Origin of the sequence: Pseudomonas sp. MPC6 (assembly GCF_006094435.1) — a bacterium.
In the GTDB taxonomy this organism is placed as follows: Bacteria; Pseudomonadota; Gammaproteobacteria; order Pseudomonadales; family Pseudomonadaceae; genus Aquipseudomonas.
This window is the reverse complement of the sequence record NZ_CP034783.1, coordinates 6,152,403-6,169,744: the sequence shown is the minus strand read 5'-3', so window position 1 is coordinate 6,169,744 and position 17,342 is coordinate 6,152,403. Positions and strand designations below refer to the sequence as shown.

Annotated in this window: 17 protein-coding genes and 1 pseudogene; 7 read left to right on the top strand and 11 right to left on the bottom strand. The window is 60.0% G+C overall.

Translation table 11 applies throughout. The features are described 5' to 3' along the window. Positions 1 to 94: 94 nt before the first annotated feature. The gene (locus ELQ88_RS30760) at positions 95 to 478 is read right to left on the bottom strand and encodes a hypothetical protein (RefSeq protein ID WP_128871449.1); all 384 of its coding nucleotides are present in this window, start codon (positions 476 to 478) and stop codon (positions 95 to 97) included. Positions 479 to 624: 146 nt separating this feature from the next. On the opposite strand from ELQ88_RS30760, the gene ELQ88_RS30755 reads away from it, so the two are divergent. Further along, positions 625 to 822, top strand: a complete 198-nt coding sequence (locus ELQ88_RS30755; protein WP_128871450.1) for a cation transporter — start codon at positions 625 to 627, stop codon at positions 820 to 822. Between the two features lie 235 nt (positions 823 to 1,057). After that, complete coding sequence (locus ELQ88_RS30750) at positions 1,058 to 2,254, top strand: multidrug effflux MFS transporter (RefSeq protein ID WP_128871451.1); 1,197 nt, start codon at positions 1,058 to 1,060, stop codon at positions 2,252 to 2,254. 8 nt (positions 2,255 to 2,262) lie between these two features. Here ELQ88_RS30750 and ELQ88_RS34395 read toward each other — a convergent pair whose 3' ends face one another. The 3 genes from ELQ88_RS34395 to ELQ88_RS30740 form a co-directional block, all read right to left on the bottom strand. Further along, on the bottom strand, positions 2,263 to 2,433 hold the full coding sequence (locus ELQ88_RS34395; protein ID WP_168187361.1) for a hypothetical protein: 171 nt from the start codon (positions 2,431 to 2,433) through the stop codon (positions 2,263 to 2,265). 226 nt (positions 2,434 to 2,659) lie between these two features. Beyond that, entirely contained in the window at positions 2,660 to 3,673 is a 1,014-nt protein-coding gene (locus ELQ88_RS30745; RefSeq protein WP_138969197.1) for a zinc-binding alcohol dehydrogenase family protein, read from the bottom strand. 30 nt (positions 3,674 to 3,703) lie between these two features. Further along, the gene (locus tag ELQ88_RS30740; protein ID WP_128871453.1) at positions 3,704 to 3,997 is read right to left on the bottom strand and encodes a putative quinol monooxygenase; all 294 of its coding nucleotides are present in this window, start codon (positions 3,995 to 3,997) and stop codon (positions 3,704 to 3,706) included. A 119-nt stretch (positions 3,998 to 4,116) separates the two neighbouring features. Between ELQ88_RS30740 and ELQ88_RS30735 the strand changes: the two genes are divergently transcribed. Together ELQ88_RS30735 and ELQ88_RS30730 are read left to right on the top strand one after the other, a co-directional pair. Next, positions 4,117 to 5,046 carry a LysR family transcriptional regulator gene (locus tag ELQ88_RS30735; RefSeq protein WP_128871454.1) on the top strand — a complete coding sequence of 310 codons (930 nt, stop codon included), beginning with the start codon at positions 4,117 to 4,119 and terminating at the stop codon, positions 5,044 to 5,046. Positions 5,047 to 5,179: 133 nt separating this feature from the next. Next, entirely contained in the window at positions 5,180 to 5,914 is a 735-nt protein-coding gene (locus ELQ88_RS30730; RefSeq protein WP_128871455.1) for a winged helix-turn-helix domain-containing protein, read from the top strand. A 136-nt stretch (positions 5,915 to 6,050) separates the two neighbouring features. Here the strand turns inward: ELQ88_RS30730 and ELQ88_RS30725 are convergent, their stop codons facing one another. After that, positions 6,051 to 7,004, bottom strand: coding sequence for an adenosine deaminase (locus tag ELQ88_RS30725; RefSeq protein WP_128871456.1), 954 nt, complete (start codon positions 7,002 to 7,004; stop codon positions 6,051 to 6,053). Positions 7,005 to 7,251: 247 nt separating this feature from the next. Here ELQ88_RS30725 and ELQ88_RS30720 point away from each other — a divergent pair, with 247 nt between their 5' ends. After that, positions 7,252 to 8,340, top strand: a complete 1,089-nt coding sequence (locus ELQ88_RS30720; protein ID WP_138969196.1) for a calcium:proton antiporter — start codon at positions 7,252 to 7,254, stop codon at positions 8,338 to 8,340. A 36-nt stretch (positions 8,341 to 8,376) separates the two neighbouring features. Here ELQ88_RS30720 and ELQ88_RS30715 read toward each other — a convergent pair whose 3' ends face one another. The 6 genes and pseudogenes from ELQ88_RS30715 to ELQ88_RS30695 all read right to left on the bottom strand — a co-directional run bounded on the left by ELQ88_RS30715 (position 8,377) and on the right by ELQ88_RS30695 (position 13,715). Then, complete coding sequence (locus tag ELQ88_RS30715) at positions 8,377 to 9,735, bottom strand: 8-oxoguanine deaminase (RefSeq protein ID WP_128870471.1); 1,359 nt, start codon at positions 9,733 to 9,735, stop codon at positions 8,377 to 8,379. A gap of 252 nt (positions 9,736 to 9,987) precedes the next feature. Next, on the bottom strand, positions 9,988 to 10,674 hold the full coding sequence (locus tag ELQ88_RS30710) for an SDR family oxidoreductase (RefSeq protein WP_128870470.1): 687 nt from the start codon (positions 10,672 to 10,674) through the stop codon (positions 9,988 to 9,990). A gap of 25 nt (positions 10,675 to 10,699) precedes the next feature. Further along, positions 10,700 to 10,819, bottom strand: a pseudogene (locus ELQ88_RS34900) (MerR family transcriptional regulator); the annotation flags it as partial. A 541-nt stretch (positions 10,820 to 11,360) separates the two neighbouring features. Next, positions 11,361 to 11,942 carry a YigZ family protein gene (locus ELQ88_RS30705; protein ID WP_128870469.1) on the bottom strand — a complete coding sequence of 194 codons (582 nt, stop codon included), beginning with the start codon at positions 11,940 to 11,942 and terminating at the stop codon, positions 11,361 to 11,363. A gap of 7 nt (positions 11,943 to 11,949) precedes the next feature. Then, the gene (locus tag ELQ88_RS30700; RefSeq protein ID WP_128870468.1) at positions 11,950 to 12,600 is read right to left on the bottom strand and encodes a TetR/AcrR family transcriptional regulator; all 651 of its coding nucleotides are present in this window, start codon (positions 12,598 to 12,600) and stop codon (positions 11,950 to 11,952) included. A gap of 194 nt (positions 12,601 to 12,794) precedes the next feature. After that, positions 12,795 to 13,715 carry a LysR family transcriptional regulator gene (locus tag ELQ88_RS30695; protein ID WP_064679855.1) on the bottom strand — a complete coding sequence of 307 codons (921 nt, stop codon included), beginning with the start codon at positions 13,713 to 13,715 and terminating at the stop codon, positions 12,795 to 12,797. A 139-nt stretch (positions 13,716 to 13,854) separates the two neighbouring features. Here ELQ88_RS30695 and ELQ88_RS30690 point away from each other — a divergent pair, with 139 nt between their 5' ends. After that, positions 13,855 to 15,204, top strand: coding sequence for an aspartate aminotransferase family protein (locus tag ELQ88_RS30690; RefSeq protein ID WP_128870467.1), 1,350 nt, complete (start codon positions 13,855 to 13,857; stop codon positions 15,202 to 15,204). 176 nt (positions 15,205 to 15,380) lie between these two features. After that, positions 15,381 to 16,874 carry a CoA-acylating methylmalonate-semialdehyde dehydrogenase gene (locus ELQ88_RS30685; RefSeq protein WP_138969195.1) on the top strand — a complete coding sequence of 498 codons (1,494 nt, stop codon included), beginning with the start codon at positions 15,381 to 15,383 and terminating at the stop codon, positions 16,872 to 16,874. Positions 16,875 to 17,342 lie beyond the last annotated feature (468 nt).

The window sequence follows — 17,342 nt, the reverse complement described above, 5'->3', positions numbered from 1 at the left end:
GCAAGCCAGCTCCTACATAGACTGCGTGTCAACCCGATTCCGTAGGAGCTGCCGCAGGCTCGGGCCGCGTTCGGACGATCTTTTTACAGACTACTCAATAATCGAGGGCCGTAGGCTTGAGGTACATCCCTTCCTGCGTCATCGCAATCCGGAACTTCAACACATCCCCGGCCTTGAGCGTGACGTTCTGTGAGCCCGGCGCCAGCATCCCCGGGTTGCACCCCGGGGCCTGTCCCGGCAGGAGTTTCAAGCGCAGGGACACATTGCCCGGCGGCAGGTTGAACGCGGTGCTCTGTTCCTGGAACAGCCGCGCGGCCAACTGGTCCTGGATGTACACGCCGATCTCGCAGGAGGTCGCGATTTCCAGGCGCTCGCGGGAAATGATCAGCACGCCATAGTCCTCCCCGGCGGCGTGTACCGCAGGTGTCGCGGCAAACAGGCTGATGAAGCCAAACAGGCTGAGAGCTGACCAGCGCATGGCTGAACCTCCTGAAGTCGAATCACTGATGGGCGCAGCTTGGCCGAGCGCGGCGATGATTGCCAGTCCGGTAGTGGCTGCAGTACTTGACCTTGCCATGGTGGCAAGCTCCAGACTGCTCGCAATCCACTGAAAGGAGTTCTCCCATGCAAGTGTTCAACGTTCAAGGCATGTCCTGCGGTCACTGCGTCAAAGCCATCACTCAGGCGTTGCAAGCGAAGGATCCGGCGGCCAGTGTACGGGTCGATCTGGCGGCGAAAGAAGTCGGGGTCGAGAGTGCGCTGACGGCGGAGCAAGTGATCGCGTTGATTAGCGAAGAAGGCTACCCAGTGAAAGTCGCCTGAGGCCAAGCGCGATCCCCCTGTAGGCGCTGGCTTGCCAGCGAAGGTCGTCAACGATAACGCGTGTATTCCTGAATCAACGCGGCGTCCTTGAGTCCTTCGCTGGCAAGCCAGCTCCTACACGGGGTATTTGCGTTCAATAGGGTGATTCTTTATTAGTTAGCGACCTAACAGAATGTTCAAGGGATCCATGCGCGGCTAGACTGTGGGGCTGCCGACCTGTCCCACTGGATGCCTGATGAACTTTCGTACCATTTTGATTCTTGGCGCCCTCAGCGCCTTCGGCCCGTTGGCGATCGATTTCTACTTGCCGGCCTTCCCGGCAATGGCGCTCGCGTTTGGCACCGATGAACAGCATATTCAAATGACCCTGGCGGCCTATTTTCTCGGCTTGTCCATCGGTCAACTGGCCTATGGCCCGGTGGCGGATCGCTTCGGGCGACGCATTCCCTTGCTGGCCGGTGTCGGCCTGTTCATTGCTGCCTCCCTGGCCTGCGCGTTTGCGCCGAACCTGGAATGGCTGATCGGTGCGCGCTTCGTTCAGGCCCTGGGTGGTTGCGCGGGGATGGTGATCTCCCGCGCGGTGGTCAGCGATAAATGCGATGCGGTGGGTTCGGCGAAGGTCTTTTCGCAACTGATGCTGGTGATGGGGCTGGCCCCCATTCTGGCACCCATGCTGGGTGGGCTGTTGGTCAATACCACAGGCTGGCAGTCGATCTTTCTCGCGTTGACCTTTTTCAGTGCGCTGGTGGGGCTGGCCGTCGCCCTCGGGCTGCCGGAAAGCATGCCCGCCCATGTGCCACGCCAACCATTGTCCGGGGCGCTGCGTCAGTACGGTCGGCTATTGGCGGACCCGGTGTTTCTCGGCCACGCCCTGACAGGTGGCATCGCCATCGCCGGAATGTTTTCCTACATTGCCGGCTCACCCTTTGTGTTTATCAAACTCTATGGCGTGCCGGCCGAGCATTTCGGCTGGCTGTTCGGTGCCAATGCGGCGGGATTCATCCTGGTGGCGCAGGTCAATGCACGCTTGCTGGCCAAGCGTGGCCCGGCATTTTTGCTGACCCGCACGGTCTGGATCTACCTCGGTGCCGGCCTGGCGCTGCTGGCCGTCACTTCGATGCACACCGCGCAACTGTGGCCACTGCTGATTCCACTGTTCATCTGCATCTCCAGCCTGGGTTGCATCCTGCCTAACGCCTCGGCCTGTGCCATGAGCGGGCAGGGCGCCCGGGCCGGCAGTGCATCGGCGATGCTCGGTTGCCTGCAGTTCAGCGTCGCCGCCGGCGCTGCGGCGCTGGTGGGTGTTTTGCACGATGGCAGCGCCGTGCCGATGGCCATGGTCATCAGTCTGTGCGGGATTCTGGTGGTGAGCGTGGCGATGCTCACCCGACGTATGCAAAATGCCCGGGCACTGGCGCAAGCCCAGGCCTGAGGACAGGCTCAGCCAGCCGCGCGCTGCTGCTGGTCGGGAAATTGATGGGGCGCGTGCAAGCGCGCTTCGAGGGTTCGGGTGAAGGCGCGAGCTTCGGCTTCGCTGCGGAAGGTCACGGCATGTTGGTCCAGGCGGACCTGCCACTGGGATTTTGCCAATTCTTTTATCAGGATCTTCATTGCTGACCTCCTTTATGTAAAAGATTGCTTTGCAGTGGCCACGATTGTAGACCCGAATACGGTCGCAATTGTGACAGCGGTCAACTCTCTGACTGACGGTTCGAGCGCGCAAGATCGCGGCCTGCAGCCGCTCCTACATCGGTCGATGTGTATCCGAATATTTCGGATATTCACGGATCCTGTAGGAGCTGCCGCAGGCTGCGATCTTTTTCAGGTTTTTAGATCCTCAGAACCCTTCGAGCACAATCTTTCCCTTTGATTTACCACTTTCCAGCAGCGCATGGGCACGGCGCAGGTTGGCCGCGTTGATCGTCCCGAAATGCTCGCCTACCGTGGTTTTCAGCGTCCCGGCGTCGATCAGCTGCGCGACGCGATTGAGCAGTTCATGTTGCTCGATCATATCCGCGGTCTCGAACAGCGAGCGGGTGTACATGAACTCCCAGTGCAGCGACAGGCTCTTGCGCTTGAGCTTGGTCACGTCGAGGGCCTTCGGATCATCGATCAGCGCCAGTTTGCCTTGTGGCGCCAGTGCCTCGATCAGTTGATCCAGGTGATGATCAGTCTGGGTCAGGCTGGCCACATGGGTAACCTGCTCGATGCCGGCACGTTTGAGTTCTTCGCTCAGCGGCTGACTGTGATCGATCACCAGATCGGCACCCAACTCGCTGACCCAGCTCCGGGTTTGCGCACGGGAGGCGGTGCCGATGACTTTCAGCCCGGTCAGCCGGCTGGCCAGTTGAGTCAGGATCGACCCGACTCCGCCGGCCGCTCCAACGATCAACAGGCTTTGACCTTCATCGGTCTGGCCTTCGTGCACTTGCAAGCGTTCGAACAGCAGCTCCCAGGCCGTAATGGCAGTCAACGGCAGGGCGGCGGCTTCGGCGAAACCCAGGGAAGTGGGCATATGGCCGACGATCCGCTCATCCACCACATGCAGCTCACTGTTGCCGCCGGCGCGAGCGATGGATCCGGCATAAAACACTTTGTCGCCGGCCTTGAACAAGGTCACTTCACTGCCGACGGCCTTGACCACGCCCGCCACGTCCCAGCCCAGTACTTTTGCCATGCCACCTTCCGGCTGGACGTTCTGGCGGACTTTGGTATCGACCGGGTTGACCGAGATGGCTTTGACTTCCACCAGCAGGTCGCGCGGACCGGCAACCGGTTCCGGCAGTTCGATGTCCTGCAGGGAGGTCTCGTCGCTGATGGGCAGGGAGGCGTAATAAGCAATGGCTTTCATGGAGAACTCCGAAAATTGATAACAGAACGATCAGGCCAGGGTGCGCAGACGCTTGAGTTCGAAGTGTTCGAGGAAATCGCCGGCCCTGGCCCGAAAATTCTGGATATGGGCGCTGGCGTCATGGGCTTGCAGGGCCTCGTCGCTGCTCCACTGTTCGATCATGTAGAAGGCCAGTGGATTGGCGAGGTCCTGATGCAGGTCGTATTGACCGCAACCGGCCTCGGCACGGGTGGGTTCCAGCAGCGCGCGTAAATGCTGTTCTAGGGCGCCCTGCTGGCCGGCTTTGGCGATCAGGGTGGCAATGGCGGTGAACGGCTGGGACATATTCGACTCCGGAAGAGGGGGGTGTTTTCGATGGGCAGATGATTGGCTATTTCTACGCAAGATAAAACCCGCTAAAAGAGCAGTCTCTTTCAATATTTTTTTGATAATCGAGGCTGGAAATGCTGCGTTTCGATGATTTGCAATTGTTTGTCCGGGCAGCGGACCTGGGCAGTCTGTCGGCGGCGGCGCGCGGGATGGACATGTCCGCTGCGGTGGCCAGCGCGGCGTTGAAGCGCATCGAACAGCAACTCGGCGCCCGTTTGCTTGCCCGTTCCACACGCAGCTTGCGCCTGACGGCCGAGGGCGAGGGATTTCTCGAATACGCCCGGGCGGCGTTGAGCAATCTCGACGAGGGTCGCCGGTTGTTGGCCGGTAGTCAGGATCAGGTCAGTGGGATCCTGCAGCTGTCGGCGCCTTCGGATTTCGGTCGAAACCTGCTGCTGCCGTGGCTCGACGAGTTTCAGCGCGAGCATCCCGGACTCACGGTGCGCCTGCTACTGGGGGACCGCATCGCCGACCTGTTCCGCCAACCGGTGGACATTGCCCTCAGGTACGGCGAGCCGGAAGACTCGAGCCTGGTGGCGCTGCCCATCGCTCCGCAGAATCGCCGCGTTCTTTGCGCCGCCCCGAGTTACCTTGCCCGGCAGGGTGAGCCTCGACAGCTTGAGCAATTGGCGCAACACAATTGCCTGCTGTTCATGCTCGGCAGCCGGGTCCACGATCACTGGAGTTTTCATGACGGCAAACGCGAGGTCAGCCTGACGGTCAGCGGTGATCGCTTCAGCGATGATGCCGATGTGGTGCGACTGTGGGCTGTCGCGGGTGCCGGAATCGCCTACAAATCCTGGCTCGATGTCGCCGCCGATGTGCTGGCCGGTCGGTTAAAGGTGCTGATGCCGGAGCTGCAGTGTGAGCGCGCCCCCCTGAACCTGCTGTGCGCCCATCGCGCGCAATTGAGTAAACCGGTGAACCTGCTGCGGGAAATGCTCGTCAGCCGCTGCGCCAGTTCAAGTAGTCGATTTCCGACGTTCTCGGGCGAAGGTCATTAATCGCAGGAAAATAGCGAAATTTCCCTCAGGAACTATCACCACCCTTGGGTTACGCAGGGCAGGATCCAGCGATTAACACGCTTATACTATGCCATTGAGCAGTAGACGAAACGATTCAACAGGGAGTGAATACATGGAACATGCACCTTGCATCAGCCAGATCGCCACATTGCTGGCTGACCCAAAGCGCAGCGCAATGATGTGGGCTTTGATGGACGGCTCGGCGCGACAATCCGAAGAGCTGGCCTTGCTGGCCGGCGTGTCACCGTCTTCGGCCAGTGCCCACCTGGGGCGTCTGTCCGCCGGTGGCCTGTTGAAAGTCGAAATTCGCGGGCGCAAGCGGTTTTTTCGGCTTGCCGGACCCGAAGTCGCTGCTGCTATCGATGCATTGGCCAGTGCGACGATTGCCAGCACGCCAAGGGACATCCCGGCTATTTTCAAGCGCAATGCACCCCTCTCCAGGACTCAGGCAGCGCCTTCGCCATTGTTGCGCGCCAGGCTGTGCCACGATCATCTGGGCGGTATTTTGGCCGCCGACCTCTACCAGCGTCTGCTGAATGCGGGCTGGATCGAACAGTTCGATCAGCGGGTGTCGATCACTCACAAGGGCGCCACGCAACTGGCGAAACGCGGAGTGTTCGTCCAGGCGCTGGCGAACAAAACCAGTAGAACCGCCTGCGCTTGTCCTGACTGGAGCGAAAGACGTCCACACATGGGCGGCTCACTGGGCGCGGCGTTGCTGCAACTGTTCATGCAGTCTGGTTGGGTGAGTGTGTCCAATGAGTCGCCAGCCGTGCAAATCACCGCTGCGGGGCAGCGGGAAATTCATCGATTTGCCAAGGAGAGCGAGCTGCAGGTGGTGCCGTAACGCAAGCGGCGTCGAGGGGCTTGGGGTTTTGTAGGAGCCGGCTTGCTGGCGAAGGCGGCGTGTCAGGCGACATCAATGTTGAATGTGATGGCCTCTTCGCTGGCAAGCCAGCTCCTACAAGGGGTTGCGGTGATGGTTAGGGTTTGACCAGCCGCGCATCCAGGCTGTTCTGCGCCAATCGCCTGGCCTGATCCTGGGTCATGCCCAGATCGGTATACAGCGCGTGGAAGTTCTCGGTCACATACCCACCGAAGTACGCCGGGTCATCCGAATTCACGGTCACTTTCACGCCGCGTTCCAGCATGTCGAGAATGTTGTGTTGGGACATGTGGTCGAACACGCAAAGCTTGGTGTTCGATAACGGGCACACGGTCAACGGAATCTGTTCGTCGATGATCCGCTGCATCAGGCGCTCGTCTTCGATGGCGCGTACACCATGGTCGATGCGCTGAATCTTCAGCAGGTCCAGAGCCTCCCAGATGTACTCCGGCGGACCTTCTTCACCGGCGTGGGCGACGGTCAGGAAACCTTCGTGGCGGGCCCGATCGAACACGCGCTGGAACTTGCTCGGCGGGTGACCCATTTCTGAACTGTCCAGGCCCACGGCAACAAACGCATCGCGGAACGGCAGCGCCTGGTCGAGGGTCTTCTCCGCTTGTTCTTCACTCAAGTGGCGCAGGAAACTCAGGATCAAGCCGCTGGTGATGCCCAGTTGCTGCTCGCCATCCTTGAGCGCGCTGGCGATGCCGTTGAGCACCACTTCGAACGGCACGCCACGGTCGGTGTGGGTCTGTGGGTCGAAGAACGGTTCGGTGTGAATCACGTTCTGCGCCTTGCACCGCAACAGATAGGCCCAGGTCAGGTCGTAGAAATCCTGGGAAGTGCGCAACACGTCGGCGCCCTGGTAATAGAGGTCGAGAAATTCTTGCAGATTGTTGAAGGCGTACGCCTTGCGCAGGGTTTCGACATCGCCCCACGGCAGGGCGATCTTGTTGCGCTCGGCGAGGGCGAACAGCAGCTCGGGTTCAAGCGAGCCTTCCAGGTGCAGGTGCAGCTCTGCCTTGGGCAGGGCGTTCAGCCAGTCGTACATAGTCTTTTCTCATCAGGTGCAGATGGCGAGCATTCTACAGGTGCCCGTGGCGACAATTGGCAAAACCTGACCAGGCGGTTCATCGCGCCGCCGGCTGCTCGCGAAGAGGCCCGAAAGGCCAATAAAAGTGCATGGACTGGCGCGGTTGCCAGCCACGGGTACGCTAAAGTGTAACGAAACGTTAGCGCCGCCCCGCAGTCAGTAGCTCATCCCACCGATTTCGCCTCACCCGGCAAAAAGGCTCGCAATGCTCACACTCATCAAGCAAGAAAAATTTCTGCTGCTGGCCCTGATTGCCGCCTTCGTCGCCTATCCGCTGGAGCACTGGATGTTGCACAGCGGCCAGCCCATCGCGCTGACCGCCGGCCTGGTGCTGGTCGCTTTCATTGTCATCGCCTCCATGCGCGTCGCCCATCACGCCGAACTGCTCGCCGAAAAAGTCGGCGATCCCTACGGCACGATGATCCTGACCCTGGCCGCGGTACTGGTGGAAGTGGTGATCCTGGCGATCATGATGAGCAATGAAGCGTCGCCGACGCTGGTGCGCGATACGATTTATTCGGCGGTGATGCTCGACATCAATGGCATCCTCGGTCTGGCTGCGTTGATGGGCGGGATCAAGCATGGCGAGCAGTCCTACAACGACGACTCGGCACGCAGCTACAGCGTGATGATCCTCACCGCCATGGGCGTGTCCATGGTGGTGCCGGAGTTCATTCCCGAGGCGAACTGGAAACTCTATTCGGCTTTCACCATTGGCGCGATGGTCGTGCTCTACACCCTGTTCCTGCGCATGCAGGTCGGGCCGCATAGCTATTTCTTCAGCTACAGCTATCCGGAAAAACGTCGCAAGAAGGAGCTGACCGCAGAGCCGGAGCCGATCAACCTGACATTGAGCATCGGGACGTTGGTATTTGGTGTGGTGGTGATCGGCGCTCTGGCCGAAGTGATGTCCAAGACCCTCGACCTGGGGCTGGAAGGTTCGGGGGCACCGCCGGTGATCACGGCGATCCTGGTGGCGGCGATTTCCGCGGCACCGGAAATCCTGACGGCGTTGCGCGCGGCGCTGGCCAACCGCATGCAGTCGGTGGTCAACATCGCCATGGGCGCGTCGCTGTCGACGGTGATCCTGACAGTGCCGGTGATGGAAGCGATGGCGCTCTACACGGGCCAGCCATTCCAGATGGCGATGACTCCGGTGCAGACCGTCATGGTCTTCCTCACCCTGATCGTCAGCGCGATCAACCTCAACGATGGCGAAACCAATGCCATCGAAGGGATGACCCACTTTGTATTGTTTGCGACCTTCATCATGTTGTCGCTGATCGGTCTCTAGGACCACCACAAACCCCTGTGGGAGATTTGTGTTGTGTCAGACGCCGGCTATCAACTGCCGAGCCGCCTGGCTGTGATCCGCAATCAACCCCTTCAAATCCAGCCCTTCAACCTGCCCATCGATCACCCGCCACTTGCCGCCCACCATCACCCGATCCGCCCGATCCGCGCCGCACAGCAACAACGCAGACACCGGATCATGACTGCCGGAGAAGCGCAGTTCATCGAGCTTGAACAGCGCCAGATCCGCCTGCTTGCCTACCGCCAATTCACCGATGTCCGTGCGCCCGAGCAATTGCGCGGAGCCCTTGGTGGCCCATCCCAGCACCAATTGCGGGGTGATCTTTTCCGCGCCGTAACGCAGCCGCTGGATGTACAGCGCCTGACGGGTTTCGAGCATCATGTTCGAGGCATCGTTGGAGGCCGAACCGTCCACGCCCAGGCCGAGCAAGGCGCCGGCGGCGGTCAGGTCCAGGGTCGGGCAGATACCGGAAGCCAGGCGCATGTTCGAACTCGGGCAATGGCAAATTCCGGTGCCCGCCGCGCCGAGACGGGCGATTTCATCCGGGTTGAAATGGATACCGTGCGCCAGCCAGGTGCGCGGGCCGAGCCAGCCGACGCTGTCCAGGTAATCCACGGTGCGCAGGCCGAAACGCTGCAGGCAGAAGTCTTCTTCATCGAGGGTTTCCGCCAGGTGGGTGTGCAGGCGCACATCGAGTTTATTGGCCAGTTCGGCACTGGCCGACATGATTTGCGGGGTCACCGAAAACGGCGAACAGGGCGCGAGCGCGATCTGGATCTGTGCGCCGTCACCCCGTTCGTGGTACTCGGCGATCAGGCGTTGGCTGTCGGCCAGGATCACTTCGCCTTCCTGCACGGTCTGCTGCGGTGGCAGGCCGCCGTCCTTTTCGCCGAGGCTCATCGAACCGCGAGTGAGCATGGCGCGCATGCCCAGTTCGCGAACGCTCTCGACTTGCACGTCGATTGCATTTTCCAGGCCTTGCGGGAACAGGTAATGGTGATCGGCAGCGGTAGTGCAGCCGGACAGCAGCAGCTCGGCCAACGCGACTTTACTGGCGAGGGCGAGTTTTTCAGGGGTGAGGCGGGCCCAGACCGGGTACAGGGTTTTCAGCCACGGGAACAACGGCTGATTGACCACCGGCGCCCAGGCGCGGGTCAGGGTCTGATAGAAGTGGTGATGGGTGTTGATCAGCCCCGGCAGGATCACATGCTCGCGGGCATCGAAGACTTGTCCACAGGGTATGGAAGGCTGCTGGCCGGCAGCGAGCACTTCGACGATCAAACCGTCTTGCAGCACCAGGCCGCCACGGGCATCGAGGTCGTTGGCCGTGAAAATCGCGAGGGGGTTTTTTAACCAGGTACGGGTCGCAGGCATAGTGGCCGGCTCCTCTGAAAGTTGGGTTCAGGGTTGCCAGCTCAGTGTTGCCCTGTCTGCTGATCCAGGGTCGCCGCGGGGGACGAGGTGCGCAGTTTCGAACAAAACTGCGCTGCGGGCAAGCCCACCCTGACCAGACGACGCAAACCCCTGTAGGAGCTGGCTTGCCAGCGAAGGTGTGTCAGCTACATAGATGTCGACTGACCCACCGCCTTCGCTGGCAAGCCAGCTCCTACAGGGGCACCGCGGTGTTTACCAGGGAATGGTTTCACCCCGGTAATTCACAAAATGATGCCCGCCCTTGCCGGTGTACGCGTTGACCTGATCAACCAACCCGCGAGTACTGGTTTGCACATCGATATCCGCACCTTCACCGCCCATATCGGTTTTCACCCAGCCCGGATGCAGCGACAACACCGTGAGTTTCTGCTCGCCCAGCTGCGTCACGAAACTGTTGGTCATGGAGTTCAGCGCCGCCTTGCTGGCCTTGTACAACGCCAGTTCCGGCGCGTCGGGCATGGTCACGCTGCCCAGCACCGAACTCATGAATGCCAGCACGCCGGTCTCTGGACGGATCTGCGCGGAAAAGCGCTGTGCCAGATTGATCGGGGCCACCGCATTGGTGAAGAACAGCTGGCCGACTTCGGCCAGCGTCGCGCCACCCGGTGTTTGAACGTCCGGCCCCTTGACCCCGGCATTGACGAACAACAGGTCGAACACTTCGTTCTTGAGTCGTTGGCTCAGGGCGATCACCGCCTGCTGATCGTCCATGTCGAGTTTTTCGATCCGCACCGCGCCCAACGCCTGCAAGGCTTCGGCGTTCTGTGGGTTGCGCACGGTGGCGGTGACTTGCCAGCCATCCGCCAGCAGGGTTTTCACCAGACCGAGGCCCAGGCCCCGGGAGGCACCGATGATGAGTGCGGTTTTTGCCGTAGACATGAGTGGTTTCCTTGATGAATGAAGATCACGGATTCAAAGGACAATGCTGCCCGATACGTTGCTGCAACTCATGTCGCAACGTGTCGAGTCCGGCCATGCGGGTTTCGATCAGCTTGAGCTTATGTTGCAGCAGTTACGTGAGGGCGCGCACGTCTCGAGGGGGCTTGGCCCTGGAGCATACTCCAGGCTTCAGCCTTGTTGCTCCCTGTATTTATGGAGCAAATCGAAACGTCGTGCACAGCAGGAGGCTGTGCGAGGCGCCTTGCACTATGTCGATCCCTGACCAGGCACTACTTAAGCGCAAAACCCTTGATCAGGCTCCGGTTTTGCTCAGGGGCTCTGGTCAAAAAACGAGCAGCCGCAACCAGCCCATGCCGGATGTGGGGCGGCGACACTCATGAACGGGTTATCCACAGATTGCTCCACAGTATTTGTGCGCAAGCGCCGGGCCCGGGCATAAGCAAAGTGCGGCTTTGTCCTAAAGGTGATAAACCAAGCTAACTGTTTGTTTTTGCATGGATTTAGCTAATTTGATGGCACATTGGACGAAAAGTGTACAACGGCCGCAAAGCCGCATGACAGAAGGGTTACAGCCGGATGTGCTCAGGTTATCCACAGCCGGGTGCACAGCAGTTGTGGGCAAGTACATCGCTGTGACGAACGGGCAGTGAACGTTGTTGGTGCGATTAGTGCTGCAACAGAATGCGTCCGCGACTCAGGTCAGCCAGTTGCGATTGCAGGGTGTCGATCCGGGCCGCGCCAACGGCTAGTTGCAACTCGACACCATTGGCGGTGAAGGTTTCCTCCACAATCAAACCCCCTGCCTCGGCTACCCGAAGTTTTACCAGTGCCAACTCGGCAAACGCACAGGCACAACTCACCGGCACCCGACTGATCAACTCGATTTTCGGCGCCGCTTGCAGGCACTTGTTGGCACCGCCGCCATACGCCCGGGCGAGGCCACCGGTGCCCAGTTGGATACCGCCGTACCAGCGGATCACCAGCACTGCGACCTGATCGCAATCCTGGGCTTCGATCGCCGCCAGAATCGGTCGCCCGGCGGTGCCGCCAGGTTCGCCATCGTCGGTGCTGCGGTATTGATCGCCGAGCTTCCACGCCCAACAGTTGTGCGTGGCATTCAAATCGCTGTGCTGCTCGATGAACGCCTGGGCGTCAGCCGGGCTGCCGATGGGGGAGGCAAGGGTGATGAAGCGGCTTTTGCGAATCTCTTCGCGGTATTCACAGAAGTCGCTGAGGGTAAAAGGCATAAGTGTCTTAGACAGTAGGGGTCAGGCCGCAGCCCTTGAGAATGATTCGGATCAGGTTATTGCCGGCGTCTTCCATGTCCTGCCGGGTCAGCTTGCTGCGTCCGCTGACACGACAGATCTGCGTGGCGAAGTCAGCATAATGCTGGGTGCTGCCCCACAACAGGAAGATCAGGTTGACCGGGTCGACCGGGTCCATCTTGCCCGCGTCGATCCACGCCTGGAACACCGCCGCCCGCCCCTGGAACCAGGCGCGGTAGTCCTGGTTGAAATATTCGGTCAGGCATTCGCCCCCGCTGATGACTTCCATCGCGAAGATCCGCGAGGCTTGAGGTTGACGTCGCGAGAACTCCATCTTGGCGCGGATATACCGCGTCAGCGCTTCAGCCGGATCGTCCTCGGCCGTCAGGGTATTGAAGGTGCTGTCCCACAGTTCGATGATATTGCTCAGCACCGCCACGTACAAACCGAGTTTGTTGGTGAAGTAGTAATGCAGGTTCGCTTTGGGCAGCCCGGCATTCAGGGCGATGGTGTTCATGCTCGTGCCTTTGAACCCGTGACGGGCAAACTCGTCTTCGGCAGCTTTGATGATGGTCTCTTCATTCTTCTGGCGAATGCGGCTGGCGGGTTTGCCACCGTGGGCTGGGACTTCAAAGGTCATAGGCACTTCCGAACAGGTGGGTGGGCGCAACCAGTGCGTTGATAGCGTACCCATGGGGATCAGACAAGTCCTGATGCGATAAAACCCGAACGCCACAACCCTGTAGGAGCGAAGGCGGCGTGTCAGTCGATATCAAATACAGCTGACATACCGCTTTCGCGAGCAAGCTTCGCTCCTACCGGTTTCCATCGCTTTCAGCGCGTCGCGGCCAGGCTTTCGAGGAAGCTTTCCAGCACCAGATGCGGGCGGCGGCCCTTGCGTGTGACCGACGCCAGGCTCAGGTCATAGAACCGCGCTGTCGGTTTCAGCGCACGCAAGCGACCTTGCTGTACCCAGAGGCTGGCGTAGTGGTCCGGCAAGTATCCGATGTAACGTCCGGTCAGGATCAGGAAGGCCATGCCTTCACGGTCGGACGCGCTGGCGGTGCAATTGAGTGCCTGGTAATGGGCCTGGATCTCGGCCGGCAGACGGAAGGTCGGCGCGATGGCGTCCTGGCTGTTGAGGCGTTCGTCATCCAATTGTTTGTCGTCGACATAAAACAACGGGTGACCGACCGCGCAATACAGCAGCGAACGTTCGCTGTAGAGCGGCTGATATTCCAGGCCCGACAGCGCACTGGCCTGCGGTACCACGCCGACATGCAAGCGACCGTCGAGTACGCCTTGTTCGACTTCGTTGGGCGCAATCATGCGGATCTGAATCTGCACATCCGGGCCCCGTTCCTTCAGTTGCGCCAGGGCGTGGGTGATGCGCATGTGGGGGAGGGTGACCAGGTTGTCGGTCAGGCCGATGGTCAACTCGCCGCGCAAGTGTTGGTGCAGACCGTTGACTTCGGTGCGGAAACTTTCCAGGGCACTTAACAGTTGCAATGCCGACTGGTAAACCTCGCGACCTTCTTCGGTCAGGGAAAACCCGGCACGCCCACGTTGGCACAGCCGCAGGCCAAGGCGCTGCTCCAGGTCGCTCATTTGCTGGCTGATGGCCGAACGGCCGATCCCCAGTACCGATTCTGCCGCGGAGAAACCGCCGCATTCGACCACGCTGCGAAAAATCCGCAGCAGGCGGATATCAAAGTCGCTGACTTGTGCCAACGGATCGGGACGGCGGCTGCTCATGCGCTAATGACTCAAAGTTTAGTGGGTGGCCGACTGAACGTTAGAAAAGTTGGATTTCACCGACTTTATCCCCGTGGCAATTTAGCTGCAAGAACGCTTTTGATCTCTATGCCGCTTATTGCCCTGCGAGGTTTTGCTCATGAACTTGCCCGAAAACGCCCCGTCTTCCCTGGCTAGCCAGCTGAAGCTCGATGCTCACTGGATGCCTTACACCGCCAACCGCAATTTTCAGCGCGACCCGCGCCTGATCGTCGGTGCCGAGGGCAGCTGGTTGATCGATGACAAGGGCCGCAGGGTCTACGATTCGCTGTCCGGTCTGTGGACCTGCGGCGCCGGTCACACTCGCAAGGAAATCCAGGAAGCGGTCGCCAAGCAGTTGGGCACCCTCGATTACTCGCCAGGCTTCCAGTACGGGCACCCGCTGTCGTTCCAGCTGGCCGAGAAAATCACCGACCTGACACCGGGCAACCTGAATCACGTGTTCTTCACCGATTCGGGTTCCGAGTGCGCCGACACCGCAGTGAAAATGGTCCGCGCCTACTGGCGCCTGAAAGGTCAGTCGACCAAGACCAAAATGATCGGCCGTGCCCGTGGTTATCACGGGGTGAACATCGCCGGCACCAGCCTCGGCGGCGTGAACGGCAACCGCAAAATGTTCGGTCAGGCGATGATGGACGTCGATCACCTGCCGCACACCCTGCTGGCGAGCAACGCTTACTCGCGTGGCATGCCGGAGCAGGGCGGTATCGCCCTGGCCGATGAACTGCTGAAGTTGATCGAGCTGCATGACGCTTCCAACATCGCCGCCGTGTTCGTCGAGCCGTTGGCCGGTTCCGCTGGCGTGCTGGTTCCGCCACAGGGCTACCTCAAGCGTCTGCGCGAGATCTGCGATCAGCACAACATCCTGCTGGTGTTCGACGAAGTGATCACCGGTTTCGGCCGTACCGGCAAAATGTTCGGTGCCGATACCTTCGGCGTGACCCCGGACCTGATGTGCATCGCCAAGCAAGTCACCAACGGCGCGATCCCGATGGGCGCGGTGATTGCCAGCTCCGAGATCTACCAGACCTTCATGAACCAGGCGACGCCTGAGTACGCGGTGGAATTCCCCCACGGCTATACCTATTCCGCGCACCCGGTGGCTTGCGCCGCGGGCCTGGCGGCACTCGACCTGCTGCAAAAGGAAAACCTGGTGCAGAGCGTGGCCGAAGTCGCACCGCATTTCGAAAATGCGCTGCACGGCCTGAAGGGTTCGAAGAACATTATCGACATTCGTAACTACGGCCTGGCCGGCGCGATCCAGATCGCACCGCGTGACGGCGACGCCATCGTGCGTCCGTTCGAAGCCGGCATGGCGCTGTGGAAAGCCGGGTTCTACGTACGCTTCGGCGGCGACACCCTGCAGTTCGGCCCAACCTTCAACAGCAAGCCGCAAGACCTTGATCGTCTGTTCGACGCGGTCGGCGAAGTGCTGAACAAAATCGACTGATTTGACAAAACCTTTGTAGGAGCGAGCTTACTCGCGAAGGATACGAGGGCGCCGCGTTCATCCAGGCAGCCCCCATTATCGTTGACGTCCATCGCGAGCAAGCTTGCTCCTACAGTAGCCTTTTTACACAGGCGTCCTCGAATGGGCGCCTGTGGACAACTTTTCTGGAGCCCTGCATGAGCCTTATCCCGCATTTGATCAACGGCGAACTGTTCACTGAAGATGGTCGCACCGCCGACGTGTTCAACCCGTCGACCGGCCAGGCCATTCACAAGCTGCCGTTGGCCAGCCGCGAAACCATTCAGAAGGCCATTGATTCGGCCAAGGCTGCGTTTCCGGCCTGGCGTAACACGCCACCGGCCAAACGTGCCCAGGTGATGTTTCGCTTCAAGCAACTGCTGGAGCAGAACGAAGCGCGTATCGCGCAGCTGATCAGCGAAGAACATGGCAAGACTCTCGAGGATGCTGCCGGTGAACTGAAGCGCGGTATCGAGAACGTCGAGTTCGCGTGCGCGGCGCCGGAAATCCTCAAGGGTGAATACAGCCGCAACGTCGGCCCGAACATCGATGCCTGGTCGGACTTCCAGCCGTTGGGCGTGGTCGCCGGTATTACTCCCTTCAACTTTCCGGCCATGGTGCCGCTGTGGATGTATCCACTGGCGATCGTCTGCGGCAACTGCTTCATTCTCAAGCCTTCCGAGCGTGATCCAAGCTCGACGCTGCTGATCGCCCAGCTGTTGGTGGAAGCCGGTTTGCCTAAAGGCGTTTTGAGCGTAGTGCATGGCGACAAGGCGGCGGTGGATGCGCTGATCGAAGCGCCGGAAGTCAAAGCGCTGAGCTTCGTGGGCTCGACGCCGATTGCCGAATACATCTATGCCGAAGGCACCAAGCGCGGCAAACGCGTGCAGGCGCTGGGCGGGGCGAAGAACCACGCGGTGCTGATGCCGGATGCGGATCTGGATAACGCTGTCAGCGCACTGATGGGCGCGGCATACGGTTCCTGCGGTGAGCGTTGCATGGCGATCTCGGTGGCGGTGTGCGTCGGTGACCAGGTGGCGGATGCGTTGGTGGCCAAACTGACGCCGCAGATCAAGGCGCTGAAAATCGGTGCCGGTACGACCTGTGGTCTGGACATGGGGCCGTTGGTTTCCGGTCAGGCTCGTGACAAAGTCAGTGGCTATATAGAAGACGGCGTTTCGGCGGGTGCGTCGCTGGTCGTCGATGGTCGTGGTCTGAGCGTGGCCGGTCATGAGGAAGGTTTCTTCCTGGGTGGCTGCCTGTTCGACAACGTCACGCCAGAAATGCGCATCTATAAAGAAGAGATCTTTGGGCCGGTGCTGTGCGTTGTGCGCGTCAACAGCCTGGAAGAGGCCATGCAGCTGATCAACGATCACGAGTATGGCAACGGCACCTGCATCTTTACCCGTGATGGGGAAGCGGCGCGGCTGTTCTGCGATGAGATCGAAGTCGGCATGGTTGGCGTCAACGTGCCCTTGCCGGTGCCGGTGGCGTATCACAGCTTTGGTGGCTGGAAGCGTTCGCTGTTCGGCGACTTGCATGCGTATGGTCCGGATGGCGTGCGTTTCTACACTCGTCGCAAGGCCATTACCCAGCGCTGGCCGCAACGGGCGAGCCATGAGGCGTCGCAATTCGCATTCCCTAGCTTGTAAATAGAAGGGAACAAGGCCGGCACCCTCTCTTGAAGGGGGGCCGGCCTTCGTGTTTCCGGGGTTTTTTGCCTTATATGACAGAATTGTTAAATTAGGTGTTGACGGCAGATTCTGGAAGTCTATAATTCGCCCCACTTCCGGCGCAGTCGAAACGGAAAACTCCTTGGTAAACAAAGAGTTACGCAGTTTTCGACAGTGAGTTGCTTCAGTTCATCGAAGCCCAGAAGGAGTTGATCAGGCAGTGTGTTGTCGCCTTATCAACGGTTCGATCTTCTCGGTCGAAAGCGGAGTAAAAGAGGTGTTGACAGCAGCGAGTAACGCTGTAGAATTCGCCTCCCGCTGACGAGAGATCGGAAGCGCAAGTGGTTGAAGTTGCAAAGGAAACTTTGAAAACTTCTGAAAATAACCGCTTGACAGCAGCAGAGGAAAGCGTAGAATGCGCGCCTCGGTTGAGACGAAAGATCTTAA